At 72.1% G+C, this 16844-nt stretch carries 15 protein-coding genes and 1 pseudogene; 12 read left to right on the top strand and 4 right to left on the bottom strand.

What is annotated here, in order from left to right; translation table 11 throughout:
* The first annotated feature begins 70 nt into the window (after nt 1–70).
* The 6 genes from VNM44_RS14070 to VNM44_RS14045 all read left to right on the top strand — a co-directional run bounded on the left by VNM44_RS14070 (nt 71) and on the right by VNM44_RS14045 (nt 8867).
* On the top strand, nt 71–2710 hold the full coding sequence (locus tag VNM44_RS14070) for an Ig-like domain-containing protein (protein ID WP_325626517.1): 2640 nt from the start codon (nt 71–73) through the stop codon (nt 2708–2710).
* A 72-nt stretch (nt 2711–2782) separates the two neighbouring features.
* Nucleotides 2783–3559 (top strand): formate dehydrogenase accessory sulfurtransferase FdhD, encoded by a 777-nt coding sequence (gene fdhD / locus VNM44_RS14065; RefSeq protein WP_325626516.1) that lies wholly within the window; start codon nt 2783–2785, stop codon nt 3557–3559.
* Nucleotides 3556–4083, top strand: coding sequence for a molybdenum cofactor guanylyltransferase (gene mobA / locus VNM44_RS14060; protein ID WP_325626515.1), 528 nt, complete (start codon nt 3556–3558; stop codon nt 4081–4083). Before fdhD ends, mobA begins: the two co-directional genes overlap by 4 nt.
* Before the next feature lie 60 nt (nt 4084–4143).
* Nucleotides 4144–6096, top strand: a complete 1953-nt coding sequence (locus tag VNM44_RS14055; protein ID WP_325626514.1) for a molybdopterin oxidoreductase family protein — start codon at nt 4144–4146, stop codon at nt 6094–6096.
* Entirely contained in the window at nt 6097–7959 is a 1863-nt protein-coding gene (locus VNM44_RS14050; protein ID WP_325626513.1) for an NAD(P)H-dependent oxidoreductase subunit E, read from the top strand. It begins immediately after the preceding gene.
* The gene (locus VNM44_RS14045) at nt 7956–8867 is read left to right on the top strand and encodes a 2Fe-2S iron-sulfur cluster-binding protein (RefSeq protein ID WP_325626512.1); all 912 of its coding nucleotides are present in this window, start codon (nt 7956–7958) and stop codon (nt 8865–8867) included. Before VNM44_RS14050 ends, VNM44_RS14045 begins: the two co-directional genes overlap by 4 nt.
* 43 nt (nt 8868–8910) lie before the next feature.
* Here the strand turns inward: VNM44_RS14045 and VNM44_RS14040 are convergent, their stop codons facing one another.
* Both VNM44_RS14040 and arfB read right to left on the bottom strand, forming a co-directional pair.
* On the bottom strand, nt 8911–9666 hold the full coding sequence (locus tag VNM44_RS14040; protein ID WP_325626511.1) for a biotin--[acetyl-CoA-carboxylase] ligase: 756 nt from the start codon (nt 9664–9666) through the stop codon (nt 8911–8913).
* A gap of 4 nt (nt 9667–9670) precedes the next feature.
* Entirely contained in the window at nt 9671–10084 is a 414-nt protein-coding gene (arfB, locus tag VNM44_RS14035; RefSeq protein WP_325626510.1) for an alternative ribosome rescue aminoacyl-tRNA hydrolase ArfB, read from the bottom strand.
* Between arfB and VNM44_RS14030 the strand changes: the two genes are divergently transcribed.
* The 6 genes from VNM44_RS14030 (at nt 10083) to VNM44_RS14005 (ending at nt 15592) form a co-directional block, all read left to right on the top strand.
* Nucleotides 10083–10859: a TIGR01458 family HAD-type hydrolase gene (locus VNM44_RS14030; protein WP_325626509.1), complete on the top strand. Its 777-nt coding sequence runs from the start codon at nt 10083–10085 to the stop codon at nt 10857–10859. The two genes, arfB and VNM44_RS14030, sit on opposite strands and share 2 nt — an antisense overlap.
* A 4-nt stretch (nt 10860–10863) precedes the next feature.
* Nucleotides 10864–11253 (top strand): holo-ACP synthase, encoded by a 390-nt coding sequence (locus VNM44_RS14025; RefSeq protein WP_325626508.1) that lies wholly within the window; start codon nt 10864–10866, stop codon nt 11251–11253.
* A complete protein-coding gene (locus tag VNM44_RS14020; protein WP_325626575.1) occupies nt 11253–12608 on the top strand; it encodes an NAD(P)H-hydrate dehydratase in 1356 nt (451 codons plus the stop codon). The genes VNM44_RS14025 and VNM44_RS14020 overlap by 1 nt, the downstream gene beginning before the upstream one ends.
* A 53-nt stretch (nt 12609–12661) precedes the next feature.
* Nucleotides 12662–13681, top strand: a complete 1020-nt coding sequence (gene alr / locus VNM44_RS14015; RefSeq protein WP_325626507.1) for an alanine racemase — start codon at nt 12662–12664, stop codon at nt 13679–13681.
* Complete coding sequence (locus VNM44_RS14010) at nt 13678–14352, top strand: class I SAM-dependent methyltransferase (protein ID WP_325626506.1); 675 nt, start codon at nt 13678–13680, stop codon at nt 14350–14352. The genes alr and VNM44_RS14010 overlap by 4 nt, the downstream gene beginning before the upstream one ends.
* Nucleotides 14353–14422: 70 nt before the next feature.
* Nucleotides 14423–15592, top strand: a complete 1170-nt coding sequence (locus VNM44_RS14005) for a hypothetical protein (RefSeq protein ID WP_325626505.1) — start codon at nt 14423–14425, stop codon at nt 15590–15592.
* Here the strand turns inward: VNM44_RS14005 and VNM44_RS14000 are convergent.
* The gene (locus VNM44_RS14000; RefSeq protein ID WP_325626504.1) at nt 15571–16386 is read right to left on the bottom strand and encodes an SDR family NAD(P)-dependent oxidoreductase; all 816 of its coding nucleotides are present in this window, start codon (nt 16384–16386) and stop codon (nt 15571–15573) included. The two genes, VNM44_RS14005 and VNM44_RS14000, sit on opposite strands and share 22 nt — an antisense overlap.
* Before the next feature lie 10 nt (nt 16387–16396).
* A pseudogene (locus VNM44_RS13995) lies at nt 16397–16844 on the bottom strand (histone deacetylase); the annotation flags it as partial.

Genomic DNA, 16844 nt, shown 5'->3' with positions numbered 1-16844 from the left:
GCCCGAAGGACGCACGCAGAAGCACTAGGATCCGCGGCGACCGTCGTCAGCGACATCAAGGGGAGAATCGATGCCACGCCGTCTCGTCCTGGCCGTGACCGTGCTCGTCTGCGCGCTCGCCGGAGCGCAGAGCGCGGCGGCCGCTCCGACCGACCTGTTCTTCTCGGAGTACATCGAGGGCACGAGCAACAACAAGGCGCTCGAGGTCTACAACGGCACCAGCGGCGCGATCGATCTCGCGGCCGGGGGCTACAACGTCCAGATCTTCTTCAACGGCTCGGCCACGGCAGGGCTGACGATCAACCTCACCGGTACCGTCGCGAACGGCGACGTGTACGTGGTCGCGCAGTCGAGCGCGAACGCGACGATCCTCGCCCAGGCCGACCAGACGAACGGTTCAGGCTGGTTCAACGGTGACGACGCGGTCGTCCTGCGCAAGGGCACGACCGTCCTCGACGTGATCGGCCAGATCGGTTTCGACCCCGGGACCGAGTGGGGCTCGGGCCTCCAGAGCACGGCCGACAACACGCTCCGCCGCAAGGGGGCGATCGTGGCCGGCGACGCGAACGGCGCCGATGCCTTCGATCCCTCCGTGGAGTGGGACGGCTTCGCCACCGACGCCGTCGACGGCCTCGGCGCGCACACCGTCGTCGGCGACGCTCCCTTCGTCGCGAGCACCTCCCCTGCCGCCGGCGCAACGGGCGTGTCGACGACATCAGCTGTCGGCATCACGTTCAGCGAGCCCGTCTCCGTCGCGCCGACGACGTTCTCGATCTCGTGCGCCGCCAGCGGCGCGCACGCATTCGGGCTCTCCGGAGGGCCGACGACGTACACGCTCGACCCGACGGCCGACTTCCTGCCGGGCGAGTCGTGCACGGTGATCGTGGACGACGCGGGAGTCTCGGACGTCGACACGAACGACCCACCCGACACGATGGCGAGCGACCACGTCTTCTCGTTCACGACCGTCGCGCTCGCAGCTCGGATCTACGACGTGCAGGGCGCGTCGCACGTCTCGCCGCTCGTCGGCCGTGTCGTCTCGGCGCCCGGCGTGGTCACATCCGTCCGGCCGAACAGCTTCACGATGCAGGACGCGACCGGCGACGGCAGCGTCGCCACGTCGGACGCGATCCTCGTCTTCGCGACCGGCATCGGCGCATCGGTCTCGGTCGGACAGGCGGTCACCGTGAGCGGCCGGGTGACGGAGTTCCGGCCGGGCGGCGCCACGAGCGCGAACCTGACGACGACCGAGCTCACCTCGCCGACGGTGACCGCGGGCGGGCCCGGCGCTGCGATCGCCCGGACGCTGATCGGCGCGGGAGGGCGCGTTCCGCCCTCGAGCGTGATCGAGGACGATGCGAATGGCGACGTCGAGACGAGCGGCTCGTTCGACCCGGCCACGGACGGGATCGACTTCTGGGAGAGCCTCGAGGGGATGCTGCTCCGCGTGCCCGACCCGGTCGTCGTCGGGCCGACGAACGGCTTCGGGGAGGTCTGGGTGCTCGCGAACGACGGCGCAGGCGCCGGGATCAGGACTGCGCGGCAGGGCATCGTGATCGCGCCGGCCGACTTCAATCCCGAGCGCATCCAGCTCGAGGACGACATCATCGGGCCGGGCGGGACGCCGGCGGTCAACGTCGGCGACCACTTCACCTCCGACCCGGTGGGGGTGCTCGACTACAACTTCGGCAACTACGAGATCCAGCTGACGAGCGCGCTCACGCGGGTCGACGGAGGCCTGGTGCGCGAGGCGGCCCGGCCGCAGCGTCCCGAGGAGCTCGCCGTTGCCAGCTTCAACGTCGAGAACCTGTCTCCCGTCGATCCGCCGGCGAAGTTCGCGCGTCTGGCGGGCCTGATCGTCGACAACCTCCGCTCGCCGGACGTCGTGGCGGTCCAGGAGATCCAGGACAACAGCGGGCCGGCGGACTCCGGCGTCACCGACGCGACGCTGACCTTCCAGCAGCTGATCGCGGCGATCGAGGCCGCGGGCGGACCCGCGTACCAGTTCCGTCAGATCGACCCCGTGAACGACGAGGACGGCGGGCAGCCGGGCGGCAACATCCGCGTCGGGCTCCTGTTCCGCACCGATCGCGGGCTCGCTTTCGTCGACCGGCCGGGCGCCACCTCCACGACACCGAACGGCGTCACCGGCAAGAACAACAAGGTGCAGCTCACCTACAGCCCGGGCCGGATCGACCCGCAGAACCCTGCGTGGACGGACAGCCGCAAGCCCCTCGCGACCGAGCTTCGCTTCCGCGGGCAGACACTGTTCGTGATCGTGAACCACTTCAACTCGAAGGGCGGCGACAGTCCTCTCTTCGGCCGGTTCCAGCCGACGGTGAGGCCTTCCGAGGTGCAGCGCCACCAGCAGGCGCAGGTCGTGAACGATTTCGTCGACCAGATCCTCGGTACGTTCAAGAACGCGCGCATCGTCGTGCTCGGCGATCTCAACGACTTCGAGTTCTCCGAGACGCTGCAGACCCTCGAGGGCGGCGGGGCGCTCGTGAACCTGATGGACCGGCTCCCCAAGGCGGAGCGCTACTCGTACGTCTTCGAGGGCAACTCCCAGGTGCTCGACCAGATGCTCGTGAGCGACAAGCTCGACAAGAGCGAGACCTCCTACGACGTCGTCCACGTGAACGCGGAGTTCGCGGACCAGGCGAGCGACCACGATCCGTCGGTCGCCCGATTCGTGTTCGACGACGAGTGAGACGCCGCCGACGCGGGGCCGGGTCCGCCCCGGCTCCGCGTCGGCGACGCGTGCCCGATCTACTCTCAGCGCATGGCGACGCCCCACGAGACGGCACGCGCGACCGTGCGCAGGCTTCCGAGCGGAGTGCAGGAGGGCGACCGCCTCGCCGTGGAGGAGCCGCTCGAGATCCGTGTCAACGGGACCGCCGTCGCGGTGACGATGCGGACGCCCGGGCACGACGAGGAGCTCTCGCTCGGCTTCTGCCTCACCGAAGGGCTCAGGCCCACGTCTGCCCGGCCGCCCGAGGACCTGGCGGCGAACGTCGTCGAGGTCGATGCGCCGGATGCCGACCTCGGCCGTATCCAGCGCTCCTTCTACACGTCGTCGTCCTGCGGGGTGTGCGGCAAGGGCGCACTCGAGGCGGTCGCCGTCGATGCGCCCCGGATCGAGAGCGACCTGAGCGTGCCGTTCGGCGTCGTGGCCGCGCTGCCCGAAGCGCTTCAGGCGGCACAAACGACCTTCGCCGCCACCGGCGGCCTTCACGGGACCGGTCTCTTCGCGCCCGACGGGGAGCTGATCTGCGTCCGCGAGGACGTGGGCCGCCACAACGCGATGGACAAGGTGATCGGGTGGGCGTTCGGCGACGGACGGCTGCCGCTCGCGCGGTGGATCCTCTGCGTGAGCGGGCGCCTCTCGTTCGAGCTCGTGCAGAAGGCGGCCGTCGCCGGCTGCCCCGTGCTGGTCGCGGTCGGGGCGCCGTCGTCCCTCGCCGTGGAGCTCGCAGCGGATCGCGGCGTGACCCTGTGCGGGTTCGTCCGCGACGGAGCCGCGACCGTCTACACCGCGCCCGAGCGCATCGTCGCGTGATCCGGCTCACGGGAGTGCTCCTCGTGGGCGGCGCGTCCTCGCGCTTCGGCTCGCCGAAGGCGTTGGCGCCGTTTCTCGGCGAGCCGCTCGCGGTTCGCGGCCATCGGCTGCTCACGGAGGCCTGCGACGAGGTGCTCGTCGTCGGCAAGGCGCACGAGCTCGACGGGCTGCCGTTCCCGGTCCTCGACGACGGCACCGACGAGCGCGCGCCCGTGTACGGGCTGATCGCCGGGCTGCGCCGGGCGAGCCACGAGCGGGTCGTCGCGCTCCCGGTCGACGTGCCGCTCGTGACGGTTGCCGTCCTGCGCGCACTGGGCGAGGCCTGCGCAGTGCCGTCGGCCCGCGTGCCGCTCCCGGGCGGGTATCCGACCTCGCTCCTGCCCGAGCTCGAACGGCGCGTCGCCTCCGGCGAGCGCTCGCTGCGGGGCGTCAACACCACCGTCGTCGATGTGCCTGTCCCGCTGCTCGCGGATGCGGACACGCCGGAGGAGCTCGCCGCGCTCGCCGTCAACGCCGCGCGCTGACGCCTGCGCGGCGGACGTGGCCCTGGCTAGATTGAACGGGTCAGCGTCCGAAGGAGCCGCATGCCGTCCATGCCCAAGGGTCGCCTCACGACGCCGCTCGTTCGCGACGGCGCCGAGCTTCGCCCCGCGTCCTGGGACGAAGCACTCGACACCGTCGCCGCCGGGTTCGCGCGGGCGCGGGAGGTCGACGCGTCGACGTCCTTCGGGATCTTCTCGTGCTCGAAGGCGACGAACGAGATGAACTTCCTGGCGCAGAAGTTCGCGCGCCAGGTGATGGCGACGAACAACATCGACTCGTGTAACCGCACCTGACACGCGCCCAGCGTCGTCGGTCTGGCGACGGTGTTCGGAGCGGGCGGCGGCACGTCGTCGTACCGCGAGATCGAGGACACGGACGTCGTCCTCCTCTGGGGCTCGAACGCCCGGGAGACGCACCCCATCTTCTTCCACCACCTCCTGAAAGGGGTGCGGAACGGGGCGCGCCTCTTCGCCGTCGACCCTCGGCGCACGAGCTCCGCGCAGTGGGCCGACCGCTGGCTCGGCCTCGATGTCGGCTCGGACATCGCGCTCTCGAACGCGATGGCGCGCGAGATCATCCACGAAGGGCTGCACAACCGCCCCTTCGTCGAGCGCGCCACCGAGGGGTTCGCCGAGTACGCGGCCTCGGTCGAGCCGTACACGCTGGAGGAGGGTGAGCGCCTGACGGGCGTGCCTGCCGCCGTGATCCGGGAGACCGCGCACGCCTACGCCCGTGCCGATCGGGCGATGATCTGCTGGACGCTCGGGATCACCGAGCACCACAACGCGGTCGACAACGTTCTTTCGCTGATCAACCTCGGGCTGCTGTGCGGCCACGTCGGCCGCTACGGCTCCGGCCTCAACCCGCTGCGCGGTCAGAACAACGTCCAGGGCGGTGGCGACATGGGCGCCATCCCGAACAAGCTTCCCGGCTTCCAGGACATCGAGCGCGACGACGACGCGCGCGCCCGGTTCGAGGCCGCCTGGGGCGGCCCGATCCCCCCACATTACGGTTGGCACCTGACGCAGATGTTCCATGCGATGGAGCGCGGCGAGCTGCGGACGCTGTACGTGATCGGCGAGAACCCCGCGCAGTCGGAGGCAGACGTCAACCATGCCCGGAAGCTGCTCCGCGAGCTCGACCTCCTCGTCGTCCAGGACATCGTGCTGACGAAGACCGCGGAGATGGCGGACGTCGTGCTGCCGGGGACCGCCTCGTGGTGCGAGGCCGAGGGGACCGTGACGAACAGCGAGCGGCGCGTACAGCGCGTCCGCAAGGCGCTCGACCCGCCCGGCGACGCACGCGACGACACGTGGATCCTCTCCGAGCTGGCGCGCAGGCTCGGCCACGACTGGGGCCACCCGACCGCCGAGCAGATCTGGGACGAGTGCCGTTCCCTCTCGCCGATGCACCGCGGCATGCGCTACGACCGGCTCGACGCGCTGCGCGGCCTCCAGTGGCCGTGTCCCGACGACGAGCATCCGGGCTCGCTCTTCCTCCACGGCCGCCTCTGGGCCGACCCGGTCGAGGGGCCGCTCGCGCCGTTCAGCGTCGTCGACGCGAAGCCACCGTTCGAGGCACTCGACGCGGAGTACCCGATTCGGCTCACGACGGGGCGCCGGCTCGAGTCCTACAACACGGGCGCACAGTCCAACCGGTATCGCTCGCCGCTCCACCGCGGAGAGTCGCTCGACATCTCGCCGGAGGACGCCGAGCGGCTCGGGATCGCTGCGGGCGAGGTCGTGCGCGTTGCGTCCCGGCGCGGGTCGGTCGAAGCGCCCGCGCGGATCGACCCGTCGCTCCGGGCGGGGCTCGCATTCATGACGTTCCACTTCCCCGACCAGGTCGACGTCAACCAGCTCACGATCGATGCGACCGACCCGAAGTCCGGCACGGCGGAGTTCAAGGCGGCCGCGATCCGCGTCGAGAAGCTCGCCCCTGCGGAGCGAGCTCTGAGCGCGGGTGAACGGGAGCCTGCGGAGGCCACGGCCTGAATGGACCTCAAGCTCGTTCCGAACGCAGAACCGACGCCGAGCGAGCGCGCCGCGCTCGACGAGGTCCTCGGCGAGCCCACCTCCGGCTGGGAGGGCGGCGCGCGGTCGGTAGGTGCGGAGGGCAACACGGCCGCGGGGGGCCACTCTGCCCGTGCGAGGCGGCATCTGCTCCTCCCCGCGCTCTGGGCTCTGCAGGAGCGGATCGGCTGGATCAGCCCGGGCGGGCTCAACGAGATCTGCCGGCGGCTGACCATCCCTCCCGCAGACGCGTACGGCGTCGCGTCGTTCTACGCGCTCCTCGCGCTCGAGCCGCGCCCGGCCCGCGTCGTCCACGTGTGCGACGACATCGCCTGCCGCTGCCACGGCGCGCAGGACCTCGTCGCGCAGGTCGAGGAGCGCTTCGGCCCCGAGGGCGAGCTCTCGGACGACGGCTCGACGACCTGGTACCGGAGCCCGTGTCTCGGGCAGTGCGACCGCGCGCCCGCCGCGCTCGTCTCGGTTGCCGGCGAGGAGCCGCTCGAGCGGGCGCAGGCGCCCGTCGCGGCGGACGCCGTCCTCGCGCTCCTCGCGGGCGGCAAGCCAGCACCCTCGCCGTCGGCGCCGCTTCCGCAGGCGGGCGATCCGGCATTGCGCCTCCTGCGCCGCGTCGGCGTCGTCGACCCCTCGAGCATCGACGACTACCGCGCGCATGGTGGCTACGCGGCGCTACGGCGTGCGTTCGAGCTCGGTCCGGCGGGGGTGCTCCGGGAGGTGTCCGACTCGAAGCTCCTCGGGCGCGGCGGTGCGGCCTTCCCGACCGGCGTCAAGTGGGAGGCGGTGGCGAAGCAGCCCGCCCGTCCTCACTACCTGATCTGCAACGCGGACGAATCCGAGCCGGGGACGTTCAAGGACCGTGCGGTGCTTGAGGGCGACCCGTTCGCGGTCGTCGAGGCGATGACCATCGCCGCCCATGCGACCGGCTGCGAGCGCGGCTACGTCTACCTGCGCGGCGAGTATCCCGAGGCGCGTCATGCCCTCGAGCACGCTCTCGAGCAGGCGCGCGAGCGCGGCTTCCTCGGCGACGACGTGATGGGGGAGGGCTTCGCCTTCGACGTCGAGATTCGGCGCGGCGCGGGGGCGTACATCTGCGGCGAGGAGACTGCGATCTTCGAGTCGATCGAGGGCAGGCGTGGCGAGCCGCGGAACAAGCCGCCGTTCCCGGTCGAGGTCGGGCTTTTCGGCAAGCCGACGGTGGTCAACAACGTCGAGACGCTCGTCAACGTGCTCGACGTCGTGCTCGGCTCAGGCCCGTCGTTCGCGGAGGTCGGCACCGAAGGCTCGACGGGGACGAAGCTCCTCTGCGTCTCCGGCCACGTCGCCCGGCCGGGGACGTACGAGGTGCCGTTCGGCGCGACCCTGCGCGAGATCCTCGATCTGGCGGGCGGGGTGCCGGGTGGACGGGCGCTACAGGCCGTGCTGATGGGCGGTGCCGCAGGCGGCTTTCTCGGTCCTGACGACCTCGACGTCGCGCTCACGTTCGAGGGTGTTCGCGAAGCCGGGACGACGCTCGGCTCCGGTGTGGTGCTCGTGCTCGACGAGACCATCGACCTGCCCCGGCTGCTGATGCGGATCGCCGGGTTCTTCCGCGACGAGTCCTGCGGGCAGTGCGTCCCGTGCCGCGTCGGCACCGTTCGACAGGAGGAGTCTCTGGCGAGGTTGCTCGCCGGTGAGCCGCGCGGTGGCGTCGAGCGCGAGCTGGCGCTCATCGCCGAGGTCGGCCAGTGCATGCGTGACGCGTCGATCTGCGGTCTCGGCCAGACGGCCTCGAGCGCCGTCGAGTCGGCGATCCGTCGCCTTCACGTCTTCCAGGAAGGCGCTGCATGAGCGAGCTGCTCGCACCGAGACGCATGGTCGAGCTCGAGGTCGACGGTCAGCCGGTCCGCGTGTTCGAGGGCTCGACGATCCTCGACGCCTGCCGCCAGCTCGGCATCGATACGCCGACCCTCTGCTACGGCGAGACGCTCGAGCCCGCGAACGTCTGCCGCGTCTGCGTCGTCGAGCTCGAGGGCTCGCGCGTGCTCGTACCCGCCTGCTCGCGCAAGGTGGACGCGGGGATGAAGGTGCAGACGGACTCCGAGCGTGTTCGGCTCTCGCGCAAACTCGTGATGGAGCTCCTCGCCTCCTCGGTCGACCTGACGACGACGCCTGTCGCGCCGGAGTACCTCGAGCGCTACGGCGCCGAGCCCGAGCGTTTCGGCCCGCCGGCCCCGCCGACCACGGACCGCGATCGGGCCCGTACCGGCCATCACGTCGTTCCCGACGGCCGCACCGCGGCAACCGTGCACCAGCCGGTGAAGGTCGACAACGAGCTCTACGTTCGGGACTACGCGAAGTGCATCCTCTGTTACAAGTGCGTCGACGCCTGCGGCGAGCAGCACCAGAACACGTTCGCGATCCACGTCGCCGGGCGCGGCTTCGACGCCCGCATCTCGACGGAGCTCGCGACGCCGCTCCCGGAGTCCGCGTGCGTCTACTGCGGGAACTGCATCGCCGTCTGCCCGACGGGCGCTCTGATGTTTCGCTCGGAGCACGAGCTGCGGGAAGCCGGCGAGTGGCGCGAGGACGAGCAGGTGGTGACCGAGACGACGTGCCCCTACTGCGGCGTCGGGTGCTCGCTCGAGCTCCACGTCCAGGACAACGCGATCGTCAAGGTGACGAGCCCGGCCGACCACGACGTCACGCTCGGCAACCTCTGCATCAAAGGCCGCTTCGGCTACACGCACGTGTCCTGACGCCACCGACCGCCGCCGCTCCCGGCCGGCGCGGGGCGTGGCTTCAGCCTCGCCCCCCTTCCTGCACCTCCCCGCTCGCGACGAGCACCGTCGTCCCGTCGGCCCGAAGCAGTGTCAGCCGCCCGTCGGGCGCGATCCGGCCCGCCGTCCCCGCCTCGCCGCCCACCTCGACACGCCTCCCGCGCAGCGCGTTTCGTGCCTCGAGCTCGTCGAGAAATGACGTGAGGCCGCGCCGCCGCCAGGAGTCGTAGCGGTGCTCGAGCGTCTCGAGCAGCGAGACGAGCAGCTCCGCGCGGTCCGGAGCGTGCCCTGTTGCCGTCAGGAGCGACGCCGCAGGCAGCCGCGCATTCGCCGGTAGCTCGGCCTCGGTCTGCAGGACGTTGACGCCGATCCCGCAGACGACCTCCACGCCCGAGGACTCGAGCAGGATCCCCGCGACCTTGTGGCCGCCGAGGAGCACGTCGTTCGGCCACTTGACCGCGGCCAGGTCACGCGCGTCCTCGACCGTCTCCGCGACGGCGAGGCCCGCGACGAGCGAGAGCTGCTGCACGGGCGACCCCGAGGGCGGGCGCAGGAGCACCGAAAGGAGAAGCCCCAGGCCCGGGGCATCCTCCCAGCGACGTCCGTCGCGGCCCCGGCCTGCCGTCTGGTGCTCCGTGACGGCGACGGCTCCCTCGGCCAGCGCACTGCCCCGCAGCGCGTCCTGCGTCGACGCGCAGCCTTCGCTCCACAGGTACGGCCTGCCGAAGCGCCCCCGGAGCAGCGGTTCCACGAGCTCGGGGGTCAGGGGCTTCGACACGGGCCTATTCGGCCTCGGGCTGCGCCCGGTTGCGTTTGACGCCCGCCCGGCGGCGCTTCTCCGCGAGACGACGCTCGCGGGCGGCCGCCGAGGGCCGAGTGGCGACGCGCCGTCGCTCCACCCGCAGCGCCTCCGCGAGCTTTGCGACCAGCCGCTCGACGGCGAGCTCCCGGTTGCGCGCCTGGCTGCGCTCGTCCTGCGCCACGGCGCGGAGCACGGGCCCGGCCTTCGCGACGACGCGCCGTTTCTGGGCCGGCGAGAGCGACGGCGACGCCTCGACGTCGAACACCGCCTCGACACGCGTTGCCGCCTTGTTGGCGTGCTGCCCGCCCGGGCCGGAGGAGCGTGAGACGCGGAGCTCGATCTCGTCGGGGTCGAGCGAGACCGAGCGCGTGACACGTATAGGCTCCCGGCCCATGGCGTGCATTCTCCTGGACGTCGACGGAGTGCTGCACGTCTCCGGGGCGGCGATCCCCGGCGCGCAGGATGCCGTCGCCGAGCTGCGTCGCGAGGGGCATGCCCTCCGTTTCGTCACGAACAACTCGACCCGGCCGCGGGCCCAGCTCGCGGAGGAGCTTCGCACGCTCGGCTTCGACGTCGAGGACGGCGAGCTGCAGACGCCCGCGGGGACAGCGGCGCGCGAGCTCGCCGGCAAGCGGGTCTGCGCGCTCGTCATGGCCGGGGTCGTTCCCGACCTCGAAGGGCTCGCTCTCGTCGGCGACGGGGCCCACGCGGTGTTGCTCGGCGGCTGCGACGAGACACTCGAGCCGAACCAGGTCTTCAGCTACATGAACCTGGCGCGCGCCTTCTCGGAGATCCAGATGGGCGCCGAGCTCTACTGCCTCCACAAGAACCGCTGGTGGCAGACGAGCCGCGGTCCGCTCCTCGACGCGGGCGCCTTCGTCGCGGGCCTCGAGTACGCGACCGGAGTCGAGGCGACCGTGCTCGGGAAGCCGAGCCCCGCCTATTTCGCGGCGGCGCTCGACGCGCTCGGCGCCGAGCCCGAGCTGACGTGGCTCGTCGGCGACGACCCGGAGGCCGACATCCGGGCCGCCCAGCTCTTCGGCATGCGCACGGCGCTCGTCCGGACGGGGAAGTTTCGGCCGGACACGCTCGAGGGCCTCGATGCACGCCCCGACGTCGTGCTCAGCTCGATCGCCGACCTGCCGGGCTGGCTCGAGCGGTCGCTCTGACGCGGTGGCCGTCCGGATCGGCACCGACGTGATCGAGATCGAGCGGATCCGGCGCGCGCTCGAGCGTCCCGGTTTCCGCGACCGCTGCTTCACGCCCGACGAGCAGGCCTACTGCGAGTCGCGACGGAATCCGGCCGAGTCGTACGCGGCCCGCTTCTGCGGCAAGGAGGCGGTCGGCAAGGCGCTCGGCTGCGGCGTCCTCTTCACGTGGAAGGAGATCGAGATCGTCGGCCCGCCGAAGCCGGGCGTCACCCTCGCCGGGAAGACGCTGCGCTGGGCCGAGAAGGTCGGCATGCGCGAGATCGACGTCTCGCTGACGCACTCCCACACCGTCGCGGCCGCAACCTGCGTCGCCGACCTCGAGACGCCGCCCGTACGCCGCCCGCGGCCGTGATGCACGAGCCGCTCTACACCGCGGACGAGATGCGTGTCGCGGAGGCGCGCTACCCGGGATACCCGGGCACGGCCGAGGAGCTGATGGAGCGTGCCGGCCGGGCCGTCGCGGACGAGATCCTTGCGTCCTACCCGGATGTGCGCCGCGTCGTGGCCGTCTGCGGCGGCGGCGCCAACGGCGGCGACGGCCGGATCGCCGCTCGCGTGCTCCGCGAGGCCGGCAGGGACGCGGTCGAGAGCGACGACCTCGTGGGCGCCGACCTCGTCGTCGACGCGCTCTTCGGGACCGGCTTCCATGGCAAGCCTCGGCCGGATGCGGCGGAGCTGATCGAGCGGATCAACGGGAGCGGTGCCCCCGTCGTGTCGGTGGACGTGCCGTCGGGCGTCGATTCGTCGACCGGCGAAGTCGCGGGCGCCGCCGTCCGGGCGGATCTGACCGTGACGTTCCACGGCCGCAAGGTCGGGCTCGTCGTGGCTCCCGGGAGGTTTCGCGCCGGGCGGGTCGTGGTCGCAGGCATCGGGCTCGAGCCTGCCCCGACGGCGGCCGTTCGCGCAACGCCTGCGCTCCTGGAGCGCGTGCCGCGCCGCGGAGAGCGCGACACGAAGTTCACTGCGGGCTCGCTCCTCGTCGTGGGCGGGGCGCCGGGCACGACGAGCGCGGCCGTGCTCAGCGCGAGAGCCGCGCTCCGCGCCGATGCCGGATACGTCACCCTTGCGGTTCCGACGGCGTCGCTGGAGGTCGCAGAGATCCTCGCGCTCGAGCCCGTGAAACGGGGGTTCGAGTGGGTCGACGCCGTCGAAGGGCTGGGCCCGGACCTCCGCCGGGCGACGGCGCTCGCGCTCGGCCCCGGCCTCGGCCGCTCGGACGGGGCGCGCACGCTCGTCCGCGAGCTGCTCGAGCGCTCACAGCTCCCCACGGTGGTGGATGCCGACGGGCTCTTCGGGCTCGAGCCGGTGGAGCGCAGCGGGACGCTCGTTCTCACTCCTCACGCGGGCGAGGCCGCCCGCCTCCTCGACTCGGAGTCCGACTGGGTCTCGGGCCATCGGCTCGACGCCGCGGCACGGCTCGCCGAGCGCTTCGGCGCAGTCGTCCTCCTCAAGGGCGCCGACACGATCGTGCGCGCGCCCGACGGGCGCACGATCGTCTGCGACACGGGGCCGCCGTCTCTCGCCACCGCCGGGACCGGCGACGTCTTGACGGGCATCCTCGGCGCCTTCCTGGCGAAGGGGCTCGACCCGGTCGACGCTGCGGCCGCCGCTGCGGTCGCGCACGGGATGGCCGCCCGGGCCGCGCCGTACAGCGCCGGCCTGGTCGCTTCTGACGTTGTCGACGCGCTTCCCTCGGTGCTGGCCTGACGGGACGCCCGGCGGGCGCCGCGCAGCGACGCCCGCTCCGGGAGAATGGCGCCATGACCCGCTCGCTCGTGACGATCGACCTCGGCGCGATCCGCGAGAACGCGCGGACGCTCGCGGCGATGCAGCGGCCGAGCGAGCTCTGGGCCGTCGTGAAGGCGGACGCATACGGCCATGGCGCGGCCGACGTGGCCCGCGCGGCGCTCGAGGGCGGGGCGACCGCGATCTGCGTTGCGACGGTGGGCGAGGCCGTGCCTCTGCGGGAAGCGCTCCCGACGTCGCGCATCGTGGTGCTCGGCCCGACGACGGCCGATGAGGTCGCTGTTGCCCGCCGGGCGAGGCTGGAGCTGGCCGTCGCCGACGAAAGCGTCCCGGAGGACGTCCCCGTCCACCTCAAGCTCGACACCGGGATGGGCAGATGGGGTCTCGCCGAGCTTCCGGCTCCCGGCCGCTCGGTGGTGGGGCTGATGACGCACTTCGCCACCGCCGACAGCGACCGCTCGTTCGCGTCGGAGCAGTTCGAGCGATTCCTGCGCGCCACCGAGCCCTACGCCGGCCGCTACGTCCGGCACGCGGCGAACAGCGCCGCCGCGCTGACCATGCCCGAGACGCGCCTCGACGCCGTGCGGTGTGGCATCGCGCTCTACGGCGTCGACCCCCGTGGCCAGGACGCAACGCGATGGGGGCTCCGGCCCGCGCTGCGCTGGGAGTCGGAGCTCGCGCAGGTGCGGCGCCTCGCTCCCGGCGAGTCGACCGGCTACGGCAGGCAGTTCGTCGCGACGGCGGAGAGCTGGATCGGGATCGTCCCTGTCGGCTACGCCGACGGCTTCAGGCGCGACCTGACGGGGACGGACGTCGTCGTCGCGGACGTGCGCGTCCCCGTGGTCGGCACGATCTCGATGGACGCCTTCGCGGTGCTCCTGCCCGGGCCGGCCGAGCGCGGAGCCCCCGTGACGCTCGTCGGCGACGGCATGACGCTCGAGGCCCACGCCGCCGTCGCCGGCACGATCGGCTACGAGCTCGCCTGCGGGATTCGCGTCGCGCCCGGGCGCGCGACGCGCGAGGTGGTCGGGTGAGCGACCGCGTCGCTCACCGGCGTGCGCTCCAGGCCGAACGGCACGTCGACCTCGAGGCGCGCATCGGCCGGCTCCTCTCGCCGCTCGGCGGCGACGAGCGGGCGCTCGACGTCGGCTGCGGTACGGGCGCCCTCGCGTACGCCCTGGCGCCGCTCGTCGGCGAGGTCGTCGGCGTCGACTCGTCGGAGGAGTACCTCGCCGCCGCGCGCGAGGACGCTCCCGACAACTGCACGTTCGTGCTCGGCGACGCCGAGGCGCTGCCGTTCCCCTACGGCGACTTCGACCTCGTGGGCTGCCTCCGCGTCCTGCACCACGTCGCCCGCCCGGAGCTCGTCGTCTCGGAGATCGCGCGTGTGACCCGGCCGGGGGGCCGCCTCCTGATCGCCGACCAGCTCGGCGACGTCGACCCGATGCGGAGCCTCGAGCTCGACCGTTTCGAGCGCGCGCGCGACCCGTCGCACACGCGCCTGCTCCCCGACGCTGACATTCGCGGCTACCTCGACGCCAACGACCTGATCGTCACCGCCAACGAGATCGTGCGGGAGCGTCGTGACATGGAGACGTACCTCGACCTCGTCGGCCTCGAGGGCGAGGAACGCGAGCGGATCGCCCGGATGGCCCCGCCCGTGCACGAGGTCGAGATCGGCTGGTACCTCGCGCGCAAGCAATGAATGCCCGAGGTGTCTCCCTGACGACCACTTAGTAGTCACACAGACTACTGACTGGTAGTCTGAGTGACGCATGATCGTGGACGTCAACCCGTTCGTCTACTCCCGTCCCGTCCCGCCGGAGGACATCGTCGATCGCGACGACGAGGTGCGCCTGCTGCTCCGACATGCGATCGGTGGGCACTACGTCCGCCTCTACGCGCCGCGAAAGTACGGGAAGACGAGCCTGCTCACGCGAGCGTTGCACGACGGCGGGCGCGACGAGGGGCTCGTCCCGGTACTCGTCGATCTCTATCGCGTCTCCTCGATCGCCGACGTGACGGTCCGCCTCGAGCGCGCCTATGCCAAGCACCTCAAGGGAGAGCTGCGACGGCGCGTCGAGGCATTCCTCCAGCGCACCGGCGTCGGGCTGTCGCTCGGGGCGTTCGGCATCAGCGCGCGGCTGCAGCTCGAGCCGACTCGCGACCCGCTCCCCGCGCTGCATGCGCTTCTCGACCTGCCGCTCCGACTGGAGTCAGCGGGCGGCTACCGGGCGCTGATCGCGTTCGACGAGTTTCAGGACATCGGCCGCATCGACGGCCTGGACGGCCTCCTCCGGAGTCACATCCAGCATCACGGCGAGGTCGCGTCGTATGTCTTCGCCGGATCGGAGCCCGGCCTGATGCGCCTGCTCTTCGAGACGAAGGACCGCCCGCTCTACGGCTCGGCGGTCCCCATGCGGCTCGGGAGGCTCGCGGACGCCGACATCGCCGCCTATGTCGCAGCCCGCTTCCAGTCGACGGGTCGAGCCGTCGGCGAGGCGCTCAACCCGCTCCTCCAGGCCGGGCGTGGACACCCGCAGCGGACGATGCTCCTGGCGCACCGGCTCTGGGAGGAGGTCGCACGCGGGGCCGAGGCGACCCTCGAGGACTGGGATGCCGCCCATGCCGCCGCGATGGCCGAGCTGGACCCCGAGTTCGACGCACAGTGGCGCGGCCTCGACCTCTCGGAGCAGAAGACGCTGCGCGCGCTGCTGCTCGGTTCCGGTTCGCCGTACCGAGCCTCCGCCCTGCGGCGGCTCGAACTCACGAAGGATGTCGTCCGGCGGGCATTGCCGAGGCTCGCGGCGACGGCGGAGATCGAGGAGCGCGACGAGGGCGGCCACACGATCGTCGACCCGCTCTTCGCGGCGTGGATCGCGCGGCTCAACGATCCCGCGGGCGAGAGTGGCGACGATTCGCCTCAGACCGACCCGGGCCGGTAGTCCGACATCCCGGCGAACCGGCCGACCACCCCCGGGACGAGCGCCTGCAGCACCGAGATCGGCCGGTAGGGGAACCACGGGACCGTCACCTCGCGGCGGCCTTTCTCGACCGCGGTCAGCACCGCCTCGGCGACCCGCGGCGGCTGGATCACGAACCGTCCCAGGAGCCGGCTCTTGAGCACGCCCTTCTGCGGGAAGCCCTCGGTCTCGACAAAGCCGGGCAGCACGGCGTGGACGGCGATCCCGCTGCCGCTCAGCGCCGACGCCAGAGAGCGCGAGAACGCGAGCTGTGCATGCTTCGAGGCGGCGTACGCCCCGGCCGGGGCGAAGGCCACGGTTCCCGCAACGGAGATCATGTTGACGACGTGCGCGCCGCTTCCGCCCGACGCCGCCCAGCGGAGCCCGGGGAGGAACGCCCGCGTGCACCAGACGCCGCCGAGGTAGTTCACGTCGATCACCCGTTCGACCAGTTCCGGGTCGACCGTGAGGAACGTGCCGCGCGCGGGCATGCCCGCGTTGTTGAGGAGCAGGTCGATCGCCGGATGCCGCTCGAGCACGCGGGCGGCCATGACGTCGACCGCCTCGCGGTCGCCGACGTCGCAGACCTCGACCTCGGCGCCCGTCTCGGCCGCGATCTCCAGCAGTCGGTCCTCCCGGCGGGCGACGAGGACGCAATGCCACCCCTTCCGAGCGAGCAGTCGCGCCGTCGCCTCGCCGATGCCGGACGACGCGCCCGTGACGACTGCGACCCTGCGCGCCGCGCCGTTCGGAGGGTCCGTCGGAGCCGTCGCCATCCGCGGGAGCCTAAGCGAACACGCGCAGCGTGTTCACGTTGATCTCGACCGTGTCGCGGATGTCCTCCGCGTAGCCGCCCGCAAGCGTCAGGCAGACGGGAACGCCGGCCTGCGCGAGCGCGTCCCGCACGAGCACGTCGCGCTCGCGCAGGCCGTGCTTCGTCAGCGCGAGCCGTCCGAGCCGGTCGCCCTCGTACGGGTCGGCGCCGGCGAGCACGAAACAGAGCTCGGGCCGAGCGCGGCGGAGTGCCCGCGGTAGGACGGCACCGAGCTCGTCGAGGTAGCGCTCGTCCCCGGTCCCGTCCGGGAGATCGACGTCGAGGTCGCCGGGAACCCGGCGGAACGGGTAGTTCCGCCAGCCGTTGACCGAGAGGGTGAAGGCGTCGGCGTCACCGGCGAGGAGAGAGTGCGTGCCGTCGCCCTGGTGCACGTCGACGTCGACGACGAGCACGCGCCGC

Source organism: Gaiella sp., from assembly GCF_035558935.1.
Taxonomy (GTDB): Bacteria; Actinomycetota; Thermoleophilia; order Gaiellales; family Gaiellaceae; genus Gaiella.
The sequence above is the reverse complement of the archived record's forward strand: the minus strand, read 5'-3'. Positions and strand labels throughout refer to the sequence as shown.

What these genes read in the sequence shown, in the direction of transcription:
- alr (WP_325626507.1), top strand. Translation starts at nt 12,662, where the DNA reads ATGACCCGCTCGCTCGTGACGATCGACCTCGGCGCGATCCGCGAGAAC.
- fdhD (WP_325626516.1), top strand. Translation starts at nt 2,783, where the DNA reads ATGGCGACGCCCCACGAGACGGCACGCGCGACCGTGCGCAGGCTTCCG.
- VNM44_RS14005 (WP_325626505.1), top strand. Translation starts at nt 14,423, where the DNA reads ATGATCGTGGACGTCAACCCGTTCGTCTACTCCCGTCCCGTCCCGCCG.
- arfB (WP_325626510.1), bottom strand. Translation starts at nt 10,084, where the DNA reads ATGGGCCGGGAGCCTATACGTGTCACGCGCTCGGTCTCGCTCGACCCC.
- VNM44_RS14030 (WP_325626509.1), top strand. Translation starts at nt 10,083, where the DNA reads ATGGCGTGCATTCTCCTGGACGTCGACGGAGTGCTGCACGTCTCCGGG.
- VNM44_RS14000 (WP_325626504.1), bottom strand. Translation starts at nt 16,386, where the DNA reads ATGGCGACGGCTCCGACGGACCCTCCGAACGGCGCGGCGCGCAGGGTC.
- VNM44_RS14045 (WP_325626512.1), top strand. Translation starts at nt 7,956, where the DNA reads ATGAGCGAGCTGCTCGCACCGAGACGCATGGTCGAGCTCGAGGTCGAC.
- VNM44_RS14050 (WP_325626513.1), top strand. Translation starts at nt 6,097, where the DNA reads ATGGACCTCAAGCTCGTTCCGAACGCAGAACCGACGCCGAGCGAGCGC.
- VNM44_RS14070 (WP_325626517.1), top strand. Translation starts at nt 71, where the DNA reads ATGCCACGCCGTCTCGTCCTGGCCGTGACCGTGCTCGTCTGCGCGCTC.
- VNM44_RS14020 (WP_325626575.1), top strand. Translation starts at nt 11,253, where the DNA reads ATGCACGAGCCGCTCTACACCGCGGACGAGATGCGTGTCGCGGAGGCG.